At 54.4% G+C, this 19,539-nt stretch carries 17 protein-coding genes; 13 read left to right on the top strand and 4 right to left on the bottom strand.

Going from position 1 to position 19,539, the window contains the following annotated elements:
• Window positions 1-2 precede the first annotated feature (2 nt).
• Window positions 3-2,912, top strand: a complete 2,910-nt coding sequence (locus tag OEL83_13635) for a Gldg family protein (protein ID MDK9708078.1) — start codon at window positions 3-5, stop codon at window positions 2,910-2,912.
• Between the two features lie 2 nt (window positions 2,913-2,914).
• Window positions 2,915-3,868 carry a DUF4340 domain-containing protein gene (locus tag OEL83_13640; GenBank protein MDK9708079.1) on the top strand — a complete coding sequence of 318 codons (954 nt, stop codon included), beginning with the start codon at window positions 2,915-2,917 and terminating at the stop codon, window positions 3,866-3,868.
• Window positions 3,869-3,903: 35 nt separating this feature from the next.
• Here OEL83_13640 and OEL83_13645 read toward each other — a convergent pair whose 3' ends face one another.
• Both OEL83_13645 and OEL83_13650 read right to left on the bottom strand, forming a co-directional pair.
• On the bottom strand, window positions 3,904-5,976 hold the full coding sequence (locus tag OEL83_13645; protein MDK9708080.1) for a hypothetical protein: 2,073 nt from the start codon (window positions 5,974-5,976) through the stop codon (window positions 3,904-3,906).
• Window positions 5,977-5,987: 11 nt separating this feature from the next.
• On the bottom strand, window positions 5,988-7,442 hold the full coding sequence (locus tag OEL83_13650; GenBank protein ID MDK9708081.1) for an MBOAT family protein: 1,455 nt from the start codon (window positions 7,440-7,442) through the stop codon (window positions 5,988-5,990).
• Window positions 7,443-7,771: 329 nt separating this feature from the next.
• Between OEL83_13650 and queC the strand changes: the two genes are divergently transcribed.
• From queC to OEL83_13700, 10 genes are all read left to right on the top strand, one after another.
• Window positions 7,772-8,476 carry a 7-cyano-7-deazaguanine synthase QueC gene (gene queC / locus OEL83_13655; GenBank protein MDK9708082.1) on the top strand — a complete coding sequence of 235 codons (705 nt, stop codon included), beginning with the start codon at window positions 7,772-7,774 and terminating at the stop codon, window positions 8,474-8,476.
• Window positions 8,477-8,833, top strand: coding sequence for a 6-pyruvoyl tetrahydropterin synthase family protein (locus OEL83_13660; GenBank protein ID MDK9708083.1), 357 nt, complete (start codon window positions 8,477-8,479; stop codon window positions 8,831-8,833).
• The gene (gene queE, locus OEL83_13665) at window positions 8,830-9,555 is read left to right on the top strand and encodes a 7-carboxy-7-deazaguanine synthase QueE (protein MDK9708084.1); all 726 of its coding nucleotides are present in this window, start codon (window positions 8,830-8,832) and stop codon (window positions 9,553-9,555) included. Before OEL83_13660 ends, queE begins: the two co-directional genes overlap by 4 nt.
• A 76-nt stretch (window positions 9,556-9,631) precedes the next feature.
• Window positions 9,632-10,099, top strand: coding sequence for a preQ(1) synthase (queF, locus tag OEL83_13670; protein ID MDK9708085.1), 468 nt, complete (start codon window positions 9,632-9,634; stop codon window positions 10,097-10,099).
• Window positions 10,100-10,124: 25 nt separating this feature from the next.
• Window positions 10,125-10,490 carry a translation initiation factor Sui1 gene (locus OEL83_13675; protein MDK9708086.1) on the top strand — a complete coding sequence of 122 codons (366 nt, stop codon included), beginning with the start codon at window positions 10,125-10,127 and terminating at the stop codon, window positions 10,488-10,490.
• A gap of 12 nt (window positions 10,491-10,502) precedes the next feature.
• Window positions 10,503-10,721, top strand: a complete 219-nt coding sequence (locus tag OEL83_13680; protein ID MDK9708087.1) for a YwbE family protein — start codon at window positions 10,503-10,505, stop codon at window positions 10,719-10,721.
• Between the two features lie 163 nt (window positions 10,722-10,884).
• Window positions 10,885-11,934: a tetratricopeptide repeat protein gene (locus OEL83_13685; GenBank protein ID MDK9708088.1), complete on the top strand. Its 1,050-nt coding sequence runs from the start codon at window positions 10,885-10,887 to the stop codon at window positions 11,932-11,934.
• A gap of 180 nt (window positions 11,935-12,114) precedes the next feature.
• Window positions 12,115-12,672 carry an RNA polymerase sigma factor gene (locus OEL83_13690; GenBank protein ID MDK9708089.1) on the top strand — a complete coding sequence of 186 codons (558 nt, stop codon included), beginning with the start codon at window positions 12,115-12,117 and terminating at the stop codon, window positions 12,670-12,672.
• A gap of 69 nt (window positions 12,673-12,741) precedes the next feature.
• Complete coding sequence (locus OEL83_13695; GenBank protein MDK9708090.1) at window positions 12,742-13,875, top strand: tetratricopeptide repeat protein; 1,134 nt, start codon at window positions 12,742-12,744, stop codon at window positions 13,873-13,875.
• On the top strand, window positions 13,872-14,780 hold the full coding sequence (locus tag OEL83_13700; GenBank protein MDK9708091.1) for a hypothetical protein: 909 nt from the start codon (window positions 13,872-13,874) through the stop codon (window positions 14,778-14,780). The genes OEL83_13695 and OEL83_13700 overlap by 4 nt, the downstream gene beginning before the upstream one ends.
• Window positions 14,781-14,969: 189 nt before the next feature.
• On the opposite strand, the gene OEL83_13705 is transcribed toward OEL83_13700, so the two are convergent.
• Together OEL83_13705 and OEL83_13710 are read right to left on the bottom strand one after the other, a co-directional pair.
• Complete coding sequence (locus OEL83_13705; GenBank protein ID MDK9708092.1) at window positions 14,970-17,012, bottom strand: methyl-accepting chemotaxis protein; 2,043 nt, start codon at window positions 17,010-17,012, stop codon at window positions 14,970-14,972.
• Window positions 17,013-17,223: 211 nt separating this feature from the next.
• Complete coding sequence (locus OEL83_13710; GenBank protein MDK9708093.1) at window positions 17,224-17,691, bottom strand: cache domain-containing protein; 468 nt, start codon at window positions 17,689-17,691, stop codon at window positions 17,224-17,226.
• A gap of 412 nt (window positions 17,692-18,103) precedes the next feature.
• On the opposite strand from OEL83_13710, the gene OEL83_13715 reads away from it, so the two are divergent.
• Window positions 18,104-19,531: an efflux transporter outer membrane subunit gene (locus OEL83_13715; GenBank protein ID MDK9708094.1), complete on the top strand. Its 1,428-nt coding sequence runs from the start codon at window positions 18,104-18,106 to the stop codon at window positions 19,529-19,531.
• The last annotated feature ends 8 nt before the right edge of the window (window positions 19,532-19,539 follow it).

Here is a 19,539-nt window from a genome sequence, read left to right on the forward strand (position 1 = left end):
TCATGAAGACCATTTTTCGTATCGCCAAAAAAGAGTTTGAGGCATTTTTCAGCTCGCCCATTGCCATCATCTTCATCGGCGTCTTTCTGGCGGTGACGCTGTTTGTCTTTTTCTGGGTGGAGACCTTTTTCGCCGGCAATATCACCGAGGTGCGGCCCCTATTTAAATGGATGCCGATTCTCCTCATCTTCCTCACCGCCGCCGTAACCATGCGGCTATGGGCCGAGGAGCGGCGGGCCGGGACGCTGGAATTTCTCCTTACCTCGCCGGTGCAGCCATGGGCCCTGGTGCTTGGCAAATTTCTCGCCTGCCTTGGATTGATCGGCGTCTCCCTGCTGCTCACCCTGCCGCTGCCGATCACCGTCAGTTTTATCGGGCCACTTGATTGGGGCCCGGTACTCGGCGGCTATCTGGCGACGCTCTTTCTCGCGGCGGCGTATATCGCCATAGGTCTCTATGTCACCGGTAAGTCAGAGAACCAGATCGTCAGCCTGATCACCACCGTCCTCGTCTGTTCACTGTTTTATCTCCTGGGTTCCGAGACGCTGATTGCCTTTTTCGGCAACAAGGGCTCGGAGCTGCTGCAGCTTCTCGGTTCCGGATCGCGGTTTAATTCGATTACCCGCGGCGTGGTCGATCTCCGCGATCTGTACTACTATCTCTCGATCACCGGGGTCTTTCTGGCCTTGAATATCTACGGCCTGGAAAAGATCCGCTGGGCCGACAACCCGACGAACCGCCATCATCGCCGCTGGCAGCTGGCGGTTGGGATGATCATTGCCAACCTCCTTGTCGCCAATTTTTGGTTGGCGGGCATAGGCGTGCTCCGTACCGATCTTACCCAGGGCAATATCTATTCGATCTCCGAGGCAACCAAGGGCTATCTCGGCCAGCTGAAGGAACCGCTGCTCATCCGCGGCTATTTTTCCGCCCAGACCCATCCGCTCCTGGCGCCTCTCGTGCCGCGTATCCGCGATCTGATGGAGGAGTATGCGGTGGCCGGTGGCGGCAAGGTCCGAGTTGAGTTTATCGATCCGCAGGAGCACCCGGAGCTTGAACAGGAAGCCGGGCAAAAATACGGCATACGCCCGGTGCCGTTTCAGACCGCGAGCAAGTACCAGGCGGCGGTTACCAATTCCTATTTCGATGTGTTGATCCAATACGGCGATCAGTTCGAGGTCCTTGGCTTCCGCGATCTTGTTGAGATCAAGGCCGGGGGCGAAACGGATCTTGAGGTCGAATTGCGCAACCCCGAATACGATATGACCCGGGCCATCAAGAAGGTCCTGTACAGCTTTCAGGGTGGCGGTGACCTCTTCGCTGGAATCGGTAAGCCCGTTGAGTTTACCGGCTATATGTCAGGCGACGGCAAATTGCCGGCGGAGCTGGTTGCCCTGAAAAAAGACCTGCAGACAATCCTTGCCGACATGGCCAAAGAAGGCGGGCAACTCTTTTCCAGCCGAATGCTTGATCCGGATGCCGATGGCGGCAGCCTCGCGGAAAAGATCAGCAAGGACTACGGCTTCCGGCCGATGGCCGTCGGCCTCCTCGATCAACGGGTCTTCTGGTATTACATGACCCTTGCCAGCGGCGACCGGGTGGTTGAGGTGCCGCTGCCGGAGGACCTCAGCAAGGAAGGTCTGAAGCGGGCGATAGAGGCCGGATTGAAAAGGTTTTCGGCGGGATTCGGCAAGACCATCGCCCTGCATACCCCACAGGTCACACCGCCGATGCCCCAGTATGGCATGCCGGGACGGGGTATGCCGCATGAGGTCATGAACGATATCCTCGGCAAGGAGCATCGGATCACCCCAACCAACCTTGCGACCGGCCATAGCCCGGAGGACGCTGATCTTTTGATGGTGGTGGCCCCCGAGGCGGTTGACGACAAACAGCTTTTTGCCATCGATCAGTTCCTCATGCGCGGCGGCACGGTGGTGATTGCCACCTCGCCCTTTGCCATCGGCCTCGACCGTGACCTGACGGTGGAGAAAAAGACCTCCGGTCTTGAGGAATGGCTGGCCTTTAACGGTATCAAGATTGGTGAGGAGATGGTTCTCGATCCGCAGAACAGCGCCTTCCCGGTACCGGTACAGCGCCAGGTCGGCGGTTTTACGGTGCAGGAGACCCGTCTGGTCAACTATCCGTATTTTGTCGATATTCGTCCTGATGCTATGAATCAAGGCAGCGGTCTGACCGTCGGCCTCAACCAGCTGACCATGAACTGGGCTGCGCCGATCGAGGTCGATGCCGAAAAGAATAAGGAGCGCAAGGTTCTTCGTCTTCTGGAGAGTTCGGAAAAAAGTTGGACCTCGGCCGACACAAAGATCCAGCCGAATTTCAAGGCCCATGGCGAACTCGGTTTTGCCGCCGGTGACAGCCCCGGCAAAAGGCTCCTGGGGGTCGCTTTAGAAGGGCAGTTCGCCTCCTATTTTGCCGGCAAGCCCTCGCCACTCCTGAGTGCATCGGAAGAAGGGGAAAAAGGGGCCAAACCACCGATACCCGGCAAGCCGCCGGAGGAGAAAAAGGGACCAGTCATCGCCCGGCAGCTTGATAAGTCTCCGGAAAGTGCCAGGATCATTCTCTTTTCTTCAAATACCTTCCTCAGTGATACGGTGCTGGGGATCAATTCAAGCGTTATGCGTACCGCCTATCTTGAGCCGGTACAATTGATTGCCAACACCATCGATTGGTCACTTGAGGACCGTGGACTGTTGGCGATCCGCGGCAGGAGCCATTTTTCCCGGCCGCTGTTACCGATGACCAGGGATCTGCAGCTTATTGTCGAATATCTCAACTACGGCCTGGCCTTTTTCGGGCTGGTTGGGGGGTGGTTTATCAGAAGACGGGTGGCAAAGCGCATGGAAAAACGCCATCTGGCCTTGCTGCAAGCAAGTATGGGGAGGATATGACCATGTACAGGACGATACAGATAGCTACTGCCCTGCTTTTGGTCCAGCTGGGCCTGGTGGTGGCCCTGCAATTTGCCGGTACCGGCAAGGACCAGCCGGCAGCCAACGTGCCGCTTCTCGGGTTTGCCCCAGAAGCGGTGACCAGTTTGACAATCACCGGTCCGGAGAATGACCGGGTTCTCTTGCAAAAGAGCGGTAATGGCTGGGTCCTTCCGGAGTATTTCAACGCCCCGGCCAGTGCCAGCCAGGTTTCGGCGGTTTTGGCAAGACTTGCCGGACTGAAACAGGGCATCGCCGTCGCCACGACTGCCGGAGCCGGTAAACGATTCAAGGTTGCCGATGATCTTTTTCAACGTCATGTGGTCATCAAGGCCGGGGAAAGTGTCGTGGGAGACCTGTATGCCGGCACCTCACCGGGCTTTCGCCAGATCCACGTCAGAAAAGCCGGGTCGGAAAACGTCGTGGCGGTGGAGCTCAGCACCTTTGAACTGGAGACCAAGGCCCTGCAATGGCTTGATAAAAACATGTTCACGGTAAAGGAAGAGGACATTGAGGCCCTTGCCATTGCCGACTTGGTTTTGGAGAAAAAGGATGCGGCCTGGCAGCTGGCGGGACTTTCAGAAGGCGAGACAACCGATGCCAAGGCGGCGGCCGACTTGCTGGCCAAGGTGGCCGGATTGACGGTGCAGGCGGTTGTTGATCCGCAGGCAGCAAAGGCCCTCTTTGGCGGTCCCCCGGCCTTGCAGTTCACCATAACCCGCAAGGGTGGCGGCAAGGCGGAATATCGTCTTGCTAAGGCGGAGGGGGATTACTACGTCCTGAAACATTCCGAACGCGATTTGTACTGCAAGGTTCATTCCCTGCCGGTGGACAGTCTGCAGAAGGTCAACCGCGATTCCCTGATCAGCCGGGCACAGACGGCAGGGCCGGAACAGGCAGCGGAAAAGGGCAAATAACAAGGCAGTGGATCCCGTGTTCAGTCACGCGAACCTTAACCCTTTGCGTTATCTGCCGGCTCAGTTTTTCCGGTGAGGGCCTTAATCCGTTCCTGGCGAATTTCCGGTGGATTGGTTGGTGGTTTTTGCAGGAGGTACATGTTGAGAACCTCCTGAACAACGAGTTGTGGGGCGTATTGTTCGAAAGGCTTTGTAAAAAAATTATACACTATTCGGAAGTTAACGGTTTTTTGGGCGTGGGCACTGAAGAAACCGAAATACTTTTCGGAAAAAGAATCACCAATCACAAAAATCGTGGTTGCCTTGCCATGGGGGTTGTTCAATTCGCGCGTAGCGGTGGGCATACCCCCATAGTTATTGTAGACATGTTCCGGTATGCTTTTATCATCTATCCCCTTGGTGGCAAAATCGGAGATCGATGTGTAGATGGAATGGGGACGAGGCATGAAGGTGAGGTAGGTTTCGTTGCGGTGTAAAACTGGATTCAGACCAAGCGCGTAGACAAAAGGCGCATGCACCCAATCGGGCCGGACCTTTATGGTGAAATCGCTCAAAGGACTTGGTTCGAAGCTATAGGCTGGATACCTGCGCTGTATTTCCTCAATGAGTGCTCGGTAGGCAATAAAGGCGCCATAGTAGGTCCAGTGGAAATCGGTGCGATAGTAAAGTGGTAAGGGGGCTGCAGTGTTGGCGGTCTGCGCTTGTTGCTTGGCAAGGAGCAGGGCTTCGCTGAGGTCCACAAAGGGAACCGAGGAATGCTGTTTGAGGTGGCTGCTCAACTGATCAAAGCGGGTGGGTTTATTCAGGGCTTGTTTGGTCTTGAGAATCTGTACAGGCAAGTTCTCCGGATAAATCATGGCCTTGGAAGGAGCGAGGGCAAAGACGTAATCGATTCCCCGCGCCTTAAGCCAGTAATACCGTTCCTCAAGACAGACCCGCCAGGCCTCGAGTTCCTCGTTGTTGAAGGGAATGAGACCCATATAATCGGTGACATTATCGAACTGGGCGGTGATGTCTTCTTCGATACGCCTTTCACCATATCCCTCGAAAAACATGCCATTTTGCCCAAGAATTGCCTTAGATGAAGGCGAGAAACCAAGACCAAAAATTTTGATGTTCGCGTTGAGGTTAATGAGTTTTTCCCGAAAGGAAAAGTGGCGAACGAGGTTGTCTTCAGTTCCCTTGATGATTTTTTTGCCAATATCGTCAAATCGCCTCGGCTCCTTGGCGTTTTTCTGATTTGCCGCGAGTTCCTGCATTGAACCCAGGAAAGCCTTGCTCGGGTGGAGTGTCAGCCACAAGGGATAATAGAGAAGACCAAGAAAACAGGCAATAAAGGCCATAGCCCGGCATTGCTTCAGAGAAGGTCGTTTGGGCTGTGAGAAGACAAGGGCAATGACTGTGTGTTGTCCGGCAAGAAACAGCAGGCCGCAGGCTATGAAAGAGACCGGCAGGGGCCAATGGAAGGCAAAGGAAAGCAGCACAAGCAGGGCTGGGGCGATAAACAAATATAACCGCACCTGCTCGGGTGGGGATTTGAGGTAACGTCTGCCTGCAAAAACAAAAGCGGAAAAAAGAAATACGGCCAGGAATGCTAAAATTACGAGATCGTTGAGCGATGGCAATGGCAGCGGCAAATCTTTCAAGAAAAGTTGGGGATCACGGGAGGTCGAGGTAATTGCAAGGCCTGAACCCGTATCTCGAACCGTCGCATCGACACTTTTCGCCAGGTGTTTGGCAAGCTCATGGGCATCAATCTGGCGCTGCACACCGAAACGTTCAATCGTCAGTCCGTGGAGGACGATTGATCCGGTTGTTGTCATGGGGTCAATGCGCAGCAGATGATTACTCAAAAATGACCGCAAGATGAGTTCCGGCTTGCTTTCGCCGGCCGGATAGGTCTTGCCAGCGGCTCTCGCCTGGTCGTAGTTACCAGTAATGTTGGGCCAATAAACAGAAAAAATATCGTTTGTTGGGGCAACGATATGCGGCGTGAAAATTACTGTATTGAGCTGCTTCTCAAGTGTTACAAAATAAACCAAAAGAGGCAGGAGGGCCAGCGTTGCCAAGTGATATCCGGTGACTATGAGGGTGCGCCTGCCGAGCATAATGTGACCGTCTAAAACCTGAAATAGAGAAAAGGATTGTGGGTGCCGCTGATTAATTGCGCTGAACTGTAAACGATGATCAGCATCATCCAGATCGCTGGAACAATCGAAGTGAGAGAGGCCACGAGATACCGTTGCGGGGTGGCACCTGTATCGCCGATTTGTTGCAACCGTCCGAGAATCGACGGTAGGACTGGAAAGGCAAAGAGAATTCCGGCTGCAAGGGCGATATAGAACTGCATATTGATCGCGGCAAAAAGCTGGGCGTCGAGATAGGGAGGAGCATCGAAGCGCCAAAGCCCCGAAAGGAATCGCAAAGCTTCAGGGAGTGACTCCGCCCGGAAAAAGACCCAGCCAACCATAAATACTGCGGCTGTATAAATATGTTGAACAAAACGGGGGAGGACACTCAATACCTTGCCCAGCTGCCACCGTTCCAAGGCAAGAAACAAGCCGTGGTATAAGCCCCAGATAATAAAGGTCCAGTTGGCACCATGCCAAAATCCGCAGAGGGTGAAAACGATCAATAAATTACAATAGGTTCTGGCGGTTCCCTTACGATTGCCGCCGAGAGGGATATACAGATAATCCCGGAACCAGGTGGAAAGGGAGATGTGCCAGCGCCGCCAGAAATCTTGTATGGATGTGGCACTGTAGGGGTAGTTGAAGTTTTCGAGGAAATGAAAGCCGAACATTCGCCCAAGACCTATTGCCATATCCGAATACCCGGAGAAATCGTAGTAAATCTGCAGGGTGTAGGTGAGCATTCCAAGCCAGAGCAGGCCGGCCGGCAGGGTTTCACTCGGTAACGAGAATATTTGGTCGGCAACGGCGCCCATGGAATTGGCGATGAGAATCTTTTTACCGAGGCCAAGAACGAAGCGCTGGATACCGTATTGAAAATCTTCAACGGAAACGGTTCGTTTGACAATCTGCAGCGCGACATCGCTGTATCGAACGATCGGTCCGGCTATCAGTTGCGGGAACAGGGAGATATACAGGGCCAGATGGTCGGGGCGATGCTGCACCTTGGCATGATTTCGATAAACATCAATAATATAGCTGAGAGCCTGAAAGGTAAAAAAGGAGATGCCAATGGGGAGATGAATGGAGGCGACAGCAATTGTGCCTAAAGAGGTCAAAGCAAGAACGGTATTGATATTGTCAGCGAAGAAATTACCGTATTTAAAAAATCCCAACAACGCCAGGTTGGCTGCAATACCGGCACCGAGAACGAAGCGGCAGACCCGAGGCTGGGTTTTGGTCCTTTCTATCCCCAGGCCGATAATCCAGTTGACGGTAATTGAGAACAGCATCAGCAGTACGTACCCCAATTCACCCCAGGCATAAAAAAGAAGGCTGGCGCTGAGAAGAATGAGATTACGAAATTTGTACCCCACCGAAAAATAGAGGATGAGGACAACAGGAAGAAAAAGATAGAGAAAGAGGATGGAACTAAAAATCATTGCAGATTGAACTCGGTGTAGGGCGTGAATTATTAGCCGTCGGTTGCCGGTTTTTTCCTGGCTTGGAAGTGAAAGTGTGTGGTCAAAGCGTGATCATCCTCCGAATTGAACAGGGACTGAACCTACGGCACCTGAGGTATTTTTGCAAGGACATGTTATTGATGATGCAATAAACGCAGGACTGAAGTGGCAATGCGCTTCCACCACGGCCTATGAAGAAAAATCTTACATTTTTGCGTCAAAGTTGCTATAGCTGTGCCACCTGCCCCACGGCAGCATACCGGTCGCGGACCTACCCGGTCAACAAAAACAAGGACAAAATACCGAAGATGAAAACCATTGTTGTCTGCTCCGGCGGACTTGACTCCGTCACCCTTGCCCATAAGGTTGCCGCCGAAAAACAGCTCGTCGGTCTCGTTTCCTTCCTCTACGGCCAGCGCCACAAAAAAGAAGTCGATTTTGCCGGCCAGTGTGCCAGGCGCCTCGGCGTTCAGCACCTGCAGGTCGATATCGGCCATCTGGGGGCACTGCTCAGCGGCTCGGCCCTCACCGATACGGTCTCCGTTCCCGACGGTCACTACGCCGAGGAGACCATGAAGCTCACCATCGTCCCCAATCGCAATGCCATCATGCTGACCATCGCCTACGGCATAGCCGCGGCGCGGGGGGCGGAGGCGGTCGCCACAGCGGTGCACGACGGCGACCATTTCATCTATCCCGACTGCCGGCCGGGGTTTATCAAGGCCATGCAAGCCATGCAGGACCTTGCCCTGGAAGGCCTGGCGCAGATCACTCTGTATACACCCTTTCTGCACGCAACCAAGGCGGAAATCGTCACCACCGGCCAGCGCTTGGCGGTGCCCTTTGCCAGTACCTGGTCATGCTATAAGGGCGGCGAGATCCACTGCGGACGTTGCGGCACCTGCGTCGAGCGGCAGGAGGCCTTTGCCCTCGCCGGGGTTGCCGATCCTACCGCATACGCCGATGGCCGGTACTGGCGGGAAGCCGTCGCCCGGGCTCAAGGGGTGGCGTAGATGTATACCATCAATAAAGAATTTGCTTTTTCCGCCTCCCACCAGCTGCTGGGCTTGCCCGATGGCCATCCCTGCGCCCGGCTGCACGGGCACAACTACACTGTTCAAGTTGAGTTACAGGCCTCCGAGCTCAACGCCTACGGCTTTGTCCGCGATTACCGTGAGTTGGTCGCCTTTAAGGACTATCTTGAAGAAGAGATCGATCACCGCCACCTCAACGACCTGTTTGGCGACGACTCGGTGACGGCGGAAAAGTTGGCCAGGCGGTTTTTCACCTGGTGCAAGGACCGCTGGCCGGAGGTTTCGGCGGTGCGGGTCAGTGAGACGCCGAAAACCTGGGCGGAATACCGGCCGTGAAAGGTTCTCCGGGTATCACCATCTGCGAAATTTTTGGGCCAACGGTCCAGGGCGAGGGCCCGCTCATCGGTCTGCCGACGGTCTTTGTCCGCACCGGCGGTTGCGATTACCGCTGCCGTTGGTGCGACACTGCCTATGCGGTGGATGGGGCTTTTCGCGGCGATTGGCGGACTCTGTCGGCTGAAGAAATTCTTGCCGAGGTGCGGCGCCTCTCAGGCGGACAACCTTTGACGGTCACTCTTTCCGGCGGTAACCCCGCCCTCCAGCCGCTGGCCGGCCTGCTGGAACTCGGCAGGGCATCTGGTTACCGCTTTGCCATGGAGACCCAGGGCAGTATCGTCCAGCCGTGGTTTGCCGATCTGGCGGTGCTGACCCTCAGCCCGAAACCGCCTTCCAGCGGCATGGCAACCGATTGGCAGAAACTGGCAGACTGCGTTGCCTCAGCAGGCAAGGCGGCCCTGTCTCTGAAACTGGTTGTGGAGGATGAAGACGATTACCAGTATGCCCGCCGGGTGGCGGCGCAGTTTCCCAGCCTGCCGGTGACTCTCCAGCCCTGCAATATCATCAAACCTGGGACTGCAGAACAAGCCGCTCACGAAGATGACGGAGACCTTGACCGTTTACGCCGGCTGGTCGCGCGAGTACTCGAAGACCGCTGGTACGGTGCCAGAGTCCTGCCGCAGCTGCATGTCCTTCTCTGGGGCAATAAACGCGGGCGATAAAGCTGAGTTGAGCAGCTTGCCTGCTCAAACGAAACGTATGCCCTTGCGGTATAAGTAAAACAGGAGACAAAAACCCATGACCCAGGAAACAATCTACAGCAATCTCACCCAACTGGGCGGCAAGACGGCTCTGCCGCAGCGCCCGGAAGAGGCGGTTCTCGAAAGGGTGCCCAATCCGCAACAGGGGATCGCCTATCTCGTACGCTTTACCGCCCCGGAGTTCACCTCCCTCTGCCCAATCACCGGACAGCCCGATTTTGCCCATCTGGTACTCGACTACCTGCCCGGTGACTGGCTGGTGGAAAGCAAATCCCTAAAACTGTTTCTCGGTTCGTACCGCAATCACGGCGCCTTTCATGAGGATTGCACAGTCGGTATCGCCCGCCGCCTCATTGACTGCATCGCCCCCAAGTGGCTGCGCCTCGGTGGCTATTGGTATCCTCGGGGTGGGATGCCCATCGATGTCTTCTTCCAGACCGGCGAGCCTCCCAAGGGCCTGTGGGTGCCCGAGCAAGGCGTTGCCAACTACCGGGGAAGAGGGTAATTCGTAGAAAAATTGGGAGAAGAAAGTGGCCATCGACAAAAGCAAGGGAGCGCCTATCGTGTATTCGACCGAGCATGGGCGGATCTGTCCCGACTGCGCCAAGCCGGTCGGCGCCTGCCTATGCCGACAAAATAAACCGGTGATCCCGGCAAAAGGCGGCATCAAGGTTGGCCGGGAAACCAAAGGCAGGAAGGGTAAAGGGGTAACAACAATCAGCGGGCTACCTCTTGATGACGCTGCGATCGAGGCTTTGGCCAAGGATCTGAAAAAGCGTTGCGGCTCGGGGGGGACTGTCAAAGAAGGAATCATTGAGATTCAGGGCGATCACCGTGACTTTCTCCTCGAAGAGTTGGCCAAACGTGGCTGGCAGGCCAAACGGAGCGGGGGATGAGGTCATGAACGCATGAACGGCAAGGATCGCGCAGGTATCAGGATCGGTTCGGAGGTGGCAATTGTCCTGAAGGAAGATCAAGGCACCGGGACCTTGACCCGAGGCCGGGTGCAGGCCATTCTCACCAAGTCGCCGACCCACCCGCACGGCATCAAGGTTCGACTGGCAAGCGGTGCGGTCGGCAGGGTTAAAGAGATCTTGGGGGTGGAAGTCGGCAAGCCCCCTTCGTGATGGATCGGATTACCCTTGAAAGGCAGCGACCCTTGAGTAGGCATTGAGCGGAAAAACGACCACGTCAGTACGGTAGGCAGCCTAAAAATTGTTTCCCAAGATTTGCAAAAGCGACGGCTGGCCCTTCAGGTTACGTAGGAGCAGAAACGACAAGGAGGCAACAATGGCCCGAATCACGTTGACATTACTAGGGATCGTATTTTTTTTGTCCGGCTGTGGCGTGAAATATAATATTCAAGGTGAATATTATATGCAGCAGGGTGACTTCGGCGGAGGCCGGCAAGCCTTCGAAAAAGTCCTGAAAAAAGACCCCACCAACCCCACGGCTCTCCACTTTTATGGGCGTTTTCTTCTGGCGCAAAATAGGGCAAAGGCGGCACTGCCGTACCTGGAAAAAGCGGTGGCGGGTAATCCAGGTGACAGCAGTTACCATTTCTGGCTTGGAGTGGCATACGGCGAAAATGGTGCACGCGGCAAAGAGAGGGAGAGTTATCAGGAGGCCCTGCGCCTTGATAAACAAAACGTCCAGGCCCTGACCTATCTCGGTAATTCCTTTTTGCAGGGGGGGGAACTTGAGAAAGGCCTTACCAGCTATCAGCGGGCTCTGGAAATTTGGCCGGAAAACTCCCAGGCATTGTATAATCGCGCCTTAATCCTCAGGAAGCTGAATAGGGAGTCGGAGGAGAGACAGGCCTGGTTGTTGTATCTGCAGTCCTTCCCGGATGGGGTCTTCGCCCAACTGGCTACCGACCGGCTGAACAGCCTCGAAGATTTTTCCTACCGCAATTATCAATTAGGCTTGCGAACCCTCACCCTCACCGAAATCGGTTTCCTTCCTCTTTCCGCTACATTGTCAGCGGCAGCCCTTCCTTCCCTCGATCTTCTTGGGGGTACAGTTGCAGCAATGGAAAAGGGCACATTGCAAATTGTCGTCTACCAGCAAAACAATTTGCAATTGGCAAAAATGCGGGCGATGAGCATTCGTGACTACCTCGAGTCGCAGTTCCCGAAGTTGCAGGTGCCGTCACGTATTCGCATCAGTTGGTTCGATGTTCCCGAGGAAATCACTGTGCTCGACAAAAAGCTGGTACGCAAGGAGTCTGTACAGTTTTTCCTCTCCGATATAGGCAAGAGCAAACAGGGAGCCGGCAAAGAAGGGGTGGCCAAAGAGGAGGCAAAAACGATCTCGCAAAAAAAAACCCGGATGAAGTGACCCTTTTTCCCGACAGACGTATATATCTGTGAAAGCCACGAACAGGCGAGTGGCCACAGCCCCGATGCACACTGGATGCTGGGTAATATTCCTGGCGGGCTGGTGTCTTACAGCGAAATAAACGCAGCGCCTCTAGTGAGCAAATAAATTCTCTGAGATTAAACGACTAACCTGGCGCCAATGAACCTTTCAGATGAAGAAATAGTCGACGGGGTCTTGGCGGGGGAGAAGGAGCTCTATGCGGTGCTGGTGGAACGCTACCAGCGCCCGGTGTTTAACCTTATGTATCGATACTCCGTAAATACCGAAACAGCGGCGGATCTTACCCAGGAGGTGTTTGTCCGGGGCTATGATCGACTGCGATCATTTCGTTCGGGGGAAAACTTTTTCCCTTGGCTATATGCACTTGCCGTCAATCATGCCAACGACTGGAGCCGCAAGAGATCAAGGACCAGGATGAAGCTGGCGGCCTATGGACAACACCTTGAACTCCATGAAAAACTAACTGACCAACAGACCGCATTTGAGTCAAAAGAGGCGGCGGAGCTTATTGACGGAGCACTTGCCGAATTGCCGGTTGAGGTGAGGGAGTTGTTGATCTTCCGTTATCGGCATGAGCGATCGATCCGGGAGGCCGCTGAGGTTTTTAAGATATCGGAAAGTGCGGTCAAGATGCGGATTAAACGAGGCCTCGACGAACTGCAGCAGAGAGTGCAAAGGGCGGGTTTAGTAGCCTAGAAAAATCTATTGCATGTTCAAGCAAATGAATTTCGTCAAAATAGGTTTGGCCCTTGTGTGAGGGATGACATGGAAAACAGGCATTCTGACAGAGACACACTCGAAAAGCTTCTCGCTAAAACCCGGGAGCCGGAGGCGCCGCCTTGGCTCCTGACCAGGATAATGGCTGAACTGGACGACCGGCAACCATCTTTTTTGCGGCGAATTTGGACATGGTGGCGCCTTCCCGGATCTATTCGCCTGGCACCCGGCTGGCTGGCTGTCAGCGCGGTTATCACCCTTGCCGCTTTTTGGGCAGGAGGCTTGTATGAACGCCAAAAACTCATCGCTGAAAACCCTGCAGGCAAGGTGGCATTGTCGCTTTTGGCGGACGATGCCGAGGCCAACTACCTTATCGGCAGGGGAATGCTGGCGGCCGGTCATGGTGACCAGGCCCTGGTTTTTCTCGGACAGGCGGTGCGACAGAAACCTGGGGTGGCAGAGTTTGCCCATTGGCAGGGGGTAGCCTATTCGACTGTCGGCCAGATGGAAAAAGAGCGGCAGAGTTATCTGTATTCCGTTCAGGAGCAGCCGGGATATCTGCCGTCGCTCATCAATCTTGGTCATAGCTACTTGGAAAATGGTGAATACCACAAGGCTCTGGCGCAGTATGAAAAGGTACTTCAAATTGTCCCAGCTGATGAAGTAGCTCTTTATAATCGGGCTCTTAGCTATTATTTGATGGGGGATCTTACCCAGGCAAAACAGGCATTCATCGGCTATCTTGCGCAGCACCGCACCGGGAAATGGGCCCTTCGAGCGCTCGCCCATTTGCATCGCTTAGGCGATTTTATTTACCGCAGCTACCCAATAGGCGGCAGTACCGTGGTGGTTAACAGTCAAGATCTGTTGTTTGGGGATGCGCCAAGCAGGCAGCGGGAGGCAAGGCGGGTTGCTGAGGTCGCTTCCAGGGTAACAGACAGTGAGCTGCAGGTGGTGGTTTATTATCAAGGTGACAAAATTGCAGCCAAAGAAACAGCAAAGGCCTTACAGGAGCAGTTGTCCATATATTTGCCAGGAGATCAGGCCACCCGGATCAAGATTAGTTGGTTTGATGTTGCCGAGCAATTTGAGGACGCCAGTGGAACGGAGCGGTGGCTGGCGACCGGATTGCTGATTTTCACTACGCCAACGGAAAATTCGAAGAGGAGGAACTCAATATGAAAAAGACACAAAGAAAAGGAAACAAAGGACTGCGACCAGTTGCCATGATTGGAGGTGTTCTTGCGGTACTTTTTTCATTCGGAATCGCCACCGCAGGAACTGATACAACTGCGGATGACAGTGGGCAGAGCCATTACAGTAATCCCGCTCAGGCTGCACATGCCTCGCAATTGGCGACACAGGCGGCTCTTGCTGATGCAAGTGTTAAAGATGCCCAGGATAATCTCGATGCGGCACAAACCGCCTTAGCCAATGCAAAAACACCTGCTGATGTAGAGGCGGCGACGCTCGCCCTGAAAGAAGCGGAAGATTCGTATGCGGCAGCGTTGGCGACCGCTACGGGAGCCCAAAAAGATGCCATTGCTGGTTTGCGGACAGAGGGAAAAGGTTGGGGCGAGATAGCCCGCGAACTTGGAGTGCATCCGGGTTTGCTTGGTTTGGGACATACTAAAACCAAAGCCAATCGTGGGGAAGCGAAGGGACGGCTCAATGCCAAGGTAGTCACTGACGACGAACTGGCTGAGGCCACAGCCCGAAACACCAGGACCGGTAATGCCAAAGGGCATGGCCTGGGTCTGCAAACTGCACATTCACCTGAAAACGGCAGGAATACCCTGGCCGCGGCAAATATGGGGAGATCGAAGGGTGACAAAGGCAAAGACGGTGATACCGGTAATGCATCTGCAGCTGGCCTTGGGAGAGGAAATTCATCTTCAGCGGGTGGAGGACAAGGTAACTCAGGCGGCGGCAATGGTGGCGGCAATGGTGGCGGCAATGGTGGCGGCAATGGTGGCGGCAATGGTGGCGGCAATGGCGGCGGCAATGGCGGCGGTAACGGCGGTGGTAACGGCGGTAATGGCGGTGGCAACGGCGGTGGTAACGGCGGCGGGGGAGGCAATAAATAACCCGATGCGGTAGTCCTCAATAACCGGGTGCCCAGGCAAAAGCCAGAAGCCCAGGCACTTGGTTATTGGCCATTGGTGCTTGATTGTTATGGAGACACTCAATCAAGGATGGGGAGATTGAGATGCAGAGGTTCCGTGATATACCGATGGCAAACCCAACCGCCACCATTACGACAATCTCGAATTACCCTATATCTTGAAATTGTCGACGATACGCCTGAGCACCGATGCCAGTTCCTGCAGACTCTCAGCGCTTGCTTGAACATGACTGCTGTTCTCGGAAATCTCATTGGAAGCAGTATTGACATCGGCAATATCCTTGGTGATGGAGGCCGCCACCACCGAGCTCTGACTGACGTTCTCATTGACCTCGCCCATGCCTTGCGACGCCTGGGCTATGTTATTGGCTATCTCCTGCGTTGCTGAGGACTGCTCGCCAACTGCCGAAGAAATGACGGCGACAATTTCATTAATACCGTTAATGACCTCGGTAATTTGTTTTATCTCCTGCACCGTTGTCGAGGTGGTTTCCTGCATGTCCCATATCTGTTGTTTGATGCTTTGAGTTGCCGCCGCAGTCTGTTTGGCCAATTCTTTTATCTCATTGGCGACAACGGCAAAACCCTTTCCTGCCTCACCCGCCCGGGCTGCCTCGATGGTGGCATTAAGCGCCAGCAAATTGGTCTGCTCGGAGATCTCGTTGATGGCCTCGGTAACCTTGCCGATAGCCTGCCCGGCCTTGCCGAGCTCGGCCATTTTCGCTGATGTGGAGACCGCCTGTTCCACTGCGGAAAGTGAGATGGTATGGGCCTTCTGGGCGTTATTGGCGATCTCGCCAATAGTCGCGGTCATCTCTTCGGCGGCGGTGGCCACCATGGACGTGTTGGTGGTCGATTGCTCCATGGCCGCGGCCACATTGTTGAGATTGGTCGTCATCTCTTCGGCGGCGGTGGCAACGTTGTTGGCCCGGTGTGAGGTATCTTCCGAGCTTGCCGAGAGTTTCTCCGCGGTCTGGGTCAAACTGTTGGCAGAGGCATCGATGGAATGGGTGTTGTCGGCAATCTGTCCGATAATGCCCTGTAATTTTTCGATGAAGCGGTTGAAATACGTCGCCATGTCGCCAATTTCATCGGAGCTGGCCACGTTGAGACGTTTGGTAAGATCGCCTTCCCCCTCGGAAATGTCTTTGAGCATGTCGGCCGTCCGGCGAATCGGGCGAACGATGCTCCGGGTGATGATGATAATAAGCGTTATGCTGATCACCAGGCCAAGTATTCCGCCAATAAAGAGAATTTTGCTGGAATTGGTAACGATGCTTTCCATGCCGGCGGCGCTCTTCAACGTTTCGCCGATGCCTTCAACTGCCGTGGCCTCGGCCGATGCCGAGACGGCATCTCCCGCGACACTGCGTTTTTTGCCGAGTTCAGTCAAGGCGGTAGAACCGGTGACAAGCTTTTTCATGTTCGTCTTGTAACTGGAAGCGGCCAGCCTGATATCCTCCAGTTGCCCTATGCTGTTCTTGTTGGTGGTCTTTTTCTGGATTGCTTTGAGGGAGTTTTCCATTTCCTCAAATTTTTTTGCCGACTTTTCGATCATCGCCGGATCTTTTGCCAAAAGACCTTTCAGGGTATCCAGCTGAATGACATAACCGAGCTGTATGACATCATTCATGTCTCCGAGGTTTTGCAGTTGGTCTTTTAAGGCCTTGCCGCTGACATCGCCTTGCCGCATGATGTTGGCGGTCAGTGCACTGGTTTCCTCTTCGATAAATTCGAGGCAGGCTTTCATGTATTCCTGAGAGGCGGCATCGAGTTTTTTCCGGGTGGCCTGGATTTCCTTGCCGGTTTTTTCCGTGTCGGCGATCAAGGTCTCGTATTCGGCTATATTGACGGAGGCCTTGGCGGCGTTTTCCTTAAGGGTGGTCAACTCGGGGAATTTTCCGGTCAGATCGCCTGCATCCTGCAGGTTTTGTTTGACGTTTCCCAGATGTTTCCGTGAGCTCGTCAGAAAAGATTCGTTGTACGCCACATCATAGCCGTTCATATCGGAGATGGCCCTGAGAGCACCTCGCTCTATGCTGCTGGCAATGCGTGTCTCGGGCATATACTGATTTGATAAAATCTGTGACTGCTCAGCAACATCCTTCATGATATACAGGGCAACTCCTGTCAGTATCATGGCAACAGACAGAACAATTCCGAATCCCGCAATTATTTTTGAGCTGAGTTTCATATGTGGTCCCATGTGAAATTGAATGCTTCAGTACCGTGATCCGCACCGGAGTTTGACTTCACTCCTTTGTCCGCAAAAAGGCATTGGGCCTTGGTTTTGCGGAGCAGAGCTGGTTTTGAAGCAGCCGTTGTCGATAAAACGCACTAAAACTACAAACGGAATTGTTCTGTTATGCGTACCCCGAGAAAAACTTTCCTGTGACACTCCTGGATTATTTGCTGTACACTCCGCAGCCGACAATCAGGTCGCCAACTCGTTCCAGGTACATTGATTTCGGTTCGATCTCTTTGGAGACCGGGTTCATGAACTTGTAGTCCTGCCAGGCGCTCGTCTGTTTCTTCATGAGTTCGATGCGCTCTTTGTAGAATTCCTTGCCATCGGAATCTTTGAAATCGATCAATTCCTTGCCGACCATGCTCGCTTTCTGGCCATGGGCAAGGCATTTGGCATTCATGTCATAGACGACCACATACAGGTCGCGATCAACAAACTGGCCCTTGGGGTTGGTAATCTCTGCAAAGGCCTTGTCATTGCCGTTGGCTTTGATGAATTCAATAGCTTTTTTGACCATCGCCACCGCTTCATCCTTGGTACCCTGTTCAGCGGCACTGGCAAGGCCGGCCAGGCAATTGATAGCAAAAAACACAGTAAGACACGCATAGACGAATACCCTTTTCATAACTTGCCGCTCCTTTAAATTGTTGATTGGTGCACGGTTTTGACATGGACAGGTGTTGACCAGCCCATGTCACTATTTACAGAATTACCCATGTGGGTTTGATGCAATATTGTGTCAGGAAAGATGGTTTTACAGACCGTATACCTGCTCTTTCGGCATCTGTTGACATGTGCCCTGCCTTCAGCCAATGATGTCACAACAATAATAAAATTGTCAAATCGGTGAGTACGATTTTAAGAAAGATTGCCAAAGAGACCCGAACCCTCTATTGTGCAAGTTGTTCGCGGCCGGTTTCAAGGGCAGACAAAGCTGTCACACCGCCTCGATCCATCAGAGTTGCCAAGCATGAATGGTTACCGGCTGCTCCGGGTATATTATCCTTTCGCCAACCGAATTTTTCGGCATTATGCCAATGAACCGTTTCGCATCCTTTCTGACGATAGTTCTATTCTGGTATACCATGGCCGGCTGTGTGAAGGTCGGACCGGATTATCAGCCGCCTCCTACCTTGACGCCGGATGCCTGGCAAGCCCCGGCATCCCATGGTTTGCAGGCCGGGGTGGCCGAGCAGCAGATCCTTGCCCAATGGTGGACGGTCCTGCAGGACCCTTTGTTGACCGGTTTCATCGACCGGGCTTTGCGGGAAAATTTAGATCTCGAACAGGCCAGGGCAAGGCTCCTGGCGGCAAGGGCTAAACGCGATCTCAGCGCGGCGGGGATCTTGCCGAGCCTCACTGCAGGCGGTTCGGTGACGAGAAGTCACAGCAGCGGTAACCGTGGCAGCGGCACTGATTCGACGAGTTATTCCAGCGGCTTTGATGCCGGATGGGAGCTCGATCTCTTCGGCGGCCGGCAGCGGTCGGTGGAGGCAGCTGAGGCGCAGCTTGCCGCCGGTGAGGAGGAACTTCGCGCCATCCAGGTCTCCCTGCTTGCCGAGCTTGCTCTCAACTATCTTGAAATACGTACCTACCAGACCCGTCTGCAGATTGCCGGTGCCAACCTTGTTGCTCAGGACGAGACCTTGAGCTTGACAGAGGCCCGTTATCACAGTGGCCTGGTCAGTGAGATGGCCTTGCAGCAGGCGAAACATCTGGTGGCGAGCACCCGGGCCCAGATTCCCAGTCTGCAAACCGGTCTCGCCAAGGCGACAAATACCCTTGCCGTGCTCCTCGGTAAGCCCCCTGGTGTTTTGACGGAGGACCTCCGGATTCCCATGGAGATCCCAGCTCTTCCAGCCTCGGTTGCAATCGGCATCCCGGCCGAGACCCTGCAGCGCCGGCCGGATGTTCGTAAGGCGGAACGCCAGCTGGCGGCACAAACCGCCCAGATCGGTGTGGCCACCGCCGAGCTGTATCCCTCTTTACAATTAAAAGGTTCCATTGGACTTGATGCCCTTTCGTCCGGCAGATTCTTCAATTCGGACAGCCGCCGCTACTCCTTCGGCCCCAGTTTCAGTTGGACACTTTTTGACGGCGGGGCCACCAAAGCCAACATCCGCCTGCAATCCGCCCTGCAGCAGGAGGCCTTGGCCGTCTACAGAGCCACAGTCCTTGCTGCCCTGGAGGAGGTGGAAAGCGCCCTGGCGGCCTATGCCCTGGAACAGGACCGCCAGCAGGCCCTGCAGGAGGCGGTAGTGGCGGCAGCGCTTGCCGCGACACTCGCCGGCCAGCAATATCAGGCGGGACTGATTAATTTCACCGAGGTTCTTGATGCCAGGCGGTCCCTGCTGTCGTTACAAGATCAACAGGCATCCAGCAGGGCGACCATGGTTGGCAATCTGATACGGGTTTACAAGGCCCTCGGCGGCGGCTGGACATCTTTGAGCCCTCTATTAAACTGATAAATGGG

The organism is Desulforhopalus sp. (genome assembly GCA_030247675.1).
In the GTDB taxonomy this organism is placed as follows: domain Bacteria; phylum Desulfobacterota; class Desulfobulbia; order Desulfobulbales; family Desulfocapsaceae; genus Desulforhopalus_A.

Excerpts from the sequence above, each read along its gene's own strand:
- OEL83_13640 (MDK9708079.1), top strand. The coding sequence starts at position 2,915 with ATGTACAGGACGATACAGATAGCTACTGCCCTGCTTTTGGTCCAGCTG.
- OEL83_13635 (MDK9708078.1), top strand. The coding sequence starts at position 3 with ATGAAGACCATTTTTCGTATCGCCAAAAAAGAGTTTGAGGCATTTTTC.
- OEL83_13680 (MDK9708087.1), top strand. The coding sequence starts at position 10,503 with ATGAACGGCAAGGATCGCGCAGGTATCAGGATCGGTTCGGAGGTGGCA.
- OEL83_13715 (MDK9708094.1), top strand. The coding sequence starts at position 18,104 with ATGAACCGTTTCGCATCCTTTCTGACGATAGTTCTATTCTGGTATACC.
- OEL83_13685 (MDK9708088.1), top strand. The coding sequence starts at position 10,885 with ATGGCCCGAATCACGTTGACATTACTAGGGATCGTATTTTTTTTGTCC.
- OEL83_13700 (MDK9708091.1), top strand. The coding sequence starts at position 13,872 with ATGAAAAAGACACAAAGAAAAGGAAACAAAGGACTGCGACCAGTTGCC.
- OEL83_13650 (MDK9708081.1), bottom strand. The coding sequence starts at position 7,442 with ATGATTTTTAGTTCCATCCTCTTTCTCTATCTTTTTCTTCCTGTTGTC.
- queF (MDK9708085.1), top strand. The coding sequence starts at position 9,632 with ATGACCCAGGAAACAATCTACAGCAATCTCACCCAACTGGGCGGCAAG.
- OEL83_13690 (MDK9708089.1), top strand. The coding sequence starts at position 12,115 with ATGAACCTTTCAGATGAAGAAATAGTCGACGGGGTCTTGGCGGGGGAG.
- OEL83_13645 (MDK9708080.1), bottom strand. The coding sequence starts at position 5,976 with ATGCTCGGCAGGCGCACCCTCATAGTCACCGGATATCACTTGGCAACG.
- OEL83_13695 (MDK9708090.1), top strand. The coding sequence starts at position 12,742 with ATGGAAAACAGGCATTCTGACAGAGACACACTCGAAAAGCTTCTCGCT.
- OEL83_13660 (MDK9708083.1), top strand. The coding sequence starts at position 8,477 with ATGTATACCATCAATAAAGAATTTGCTTTTTCCGCCTCCCACCAGCTG.
- OEL83_13705 (MDK9708092.1), bottom strand. The coding sequence starts at position 17,012 with ATGAAACTCAGCTCAAAAATAATTGCGGGATTCGGAATTGTTCTGTCT.
- queC (MDK9708082.1), top strand. The coding sequence starts at position 7,772 with ATGAAAACCATTGTTGTCTGCTCCGGCGGACTTGACTCCGTCACCCTT.
- OEL83_13710 (MDK9708093.1), bottom strand. The coding sequence starts at position 17,691 with ATGAAAAGGGTATTCGTCTATGCGTGTCTTACTGTGTTTTTTGCTATC.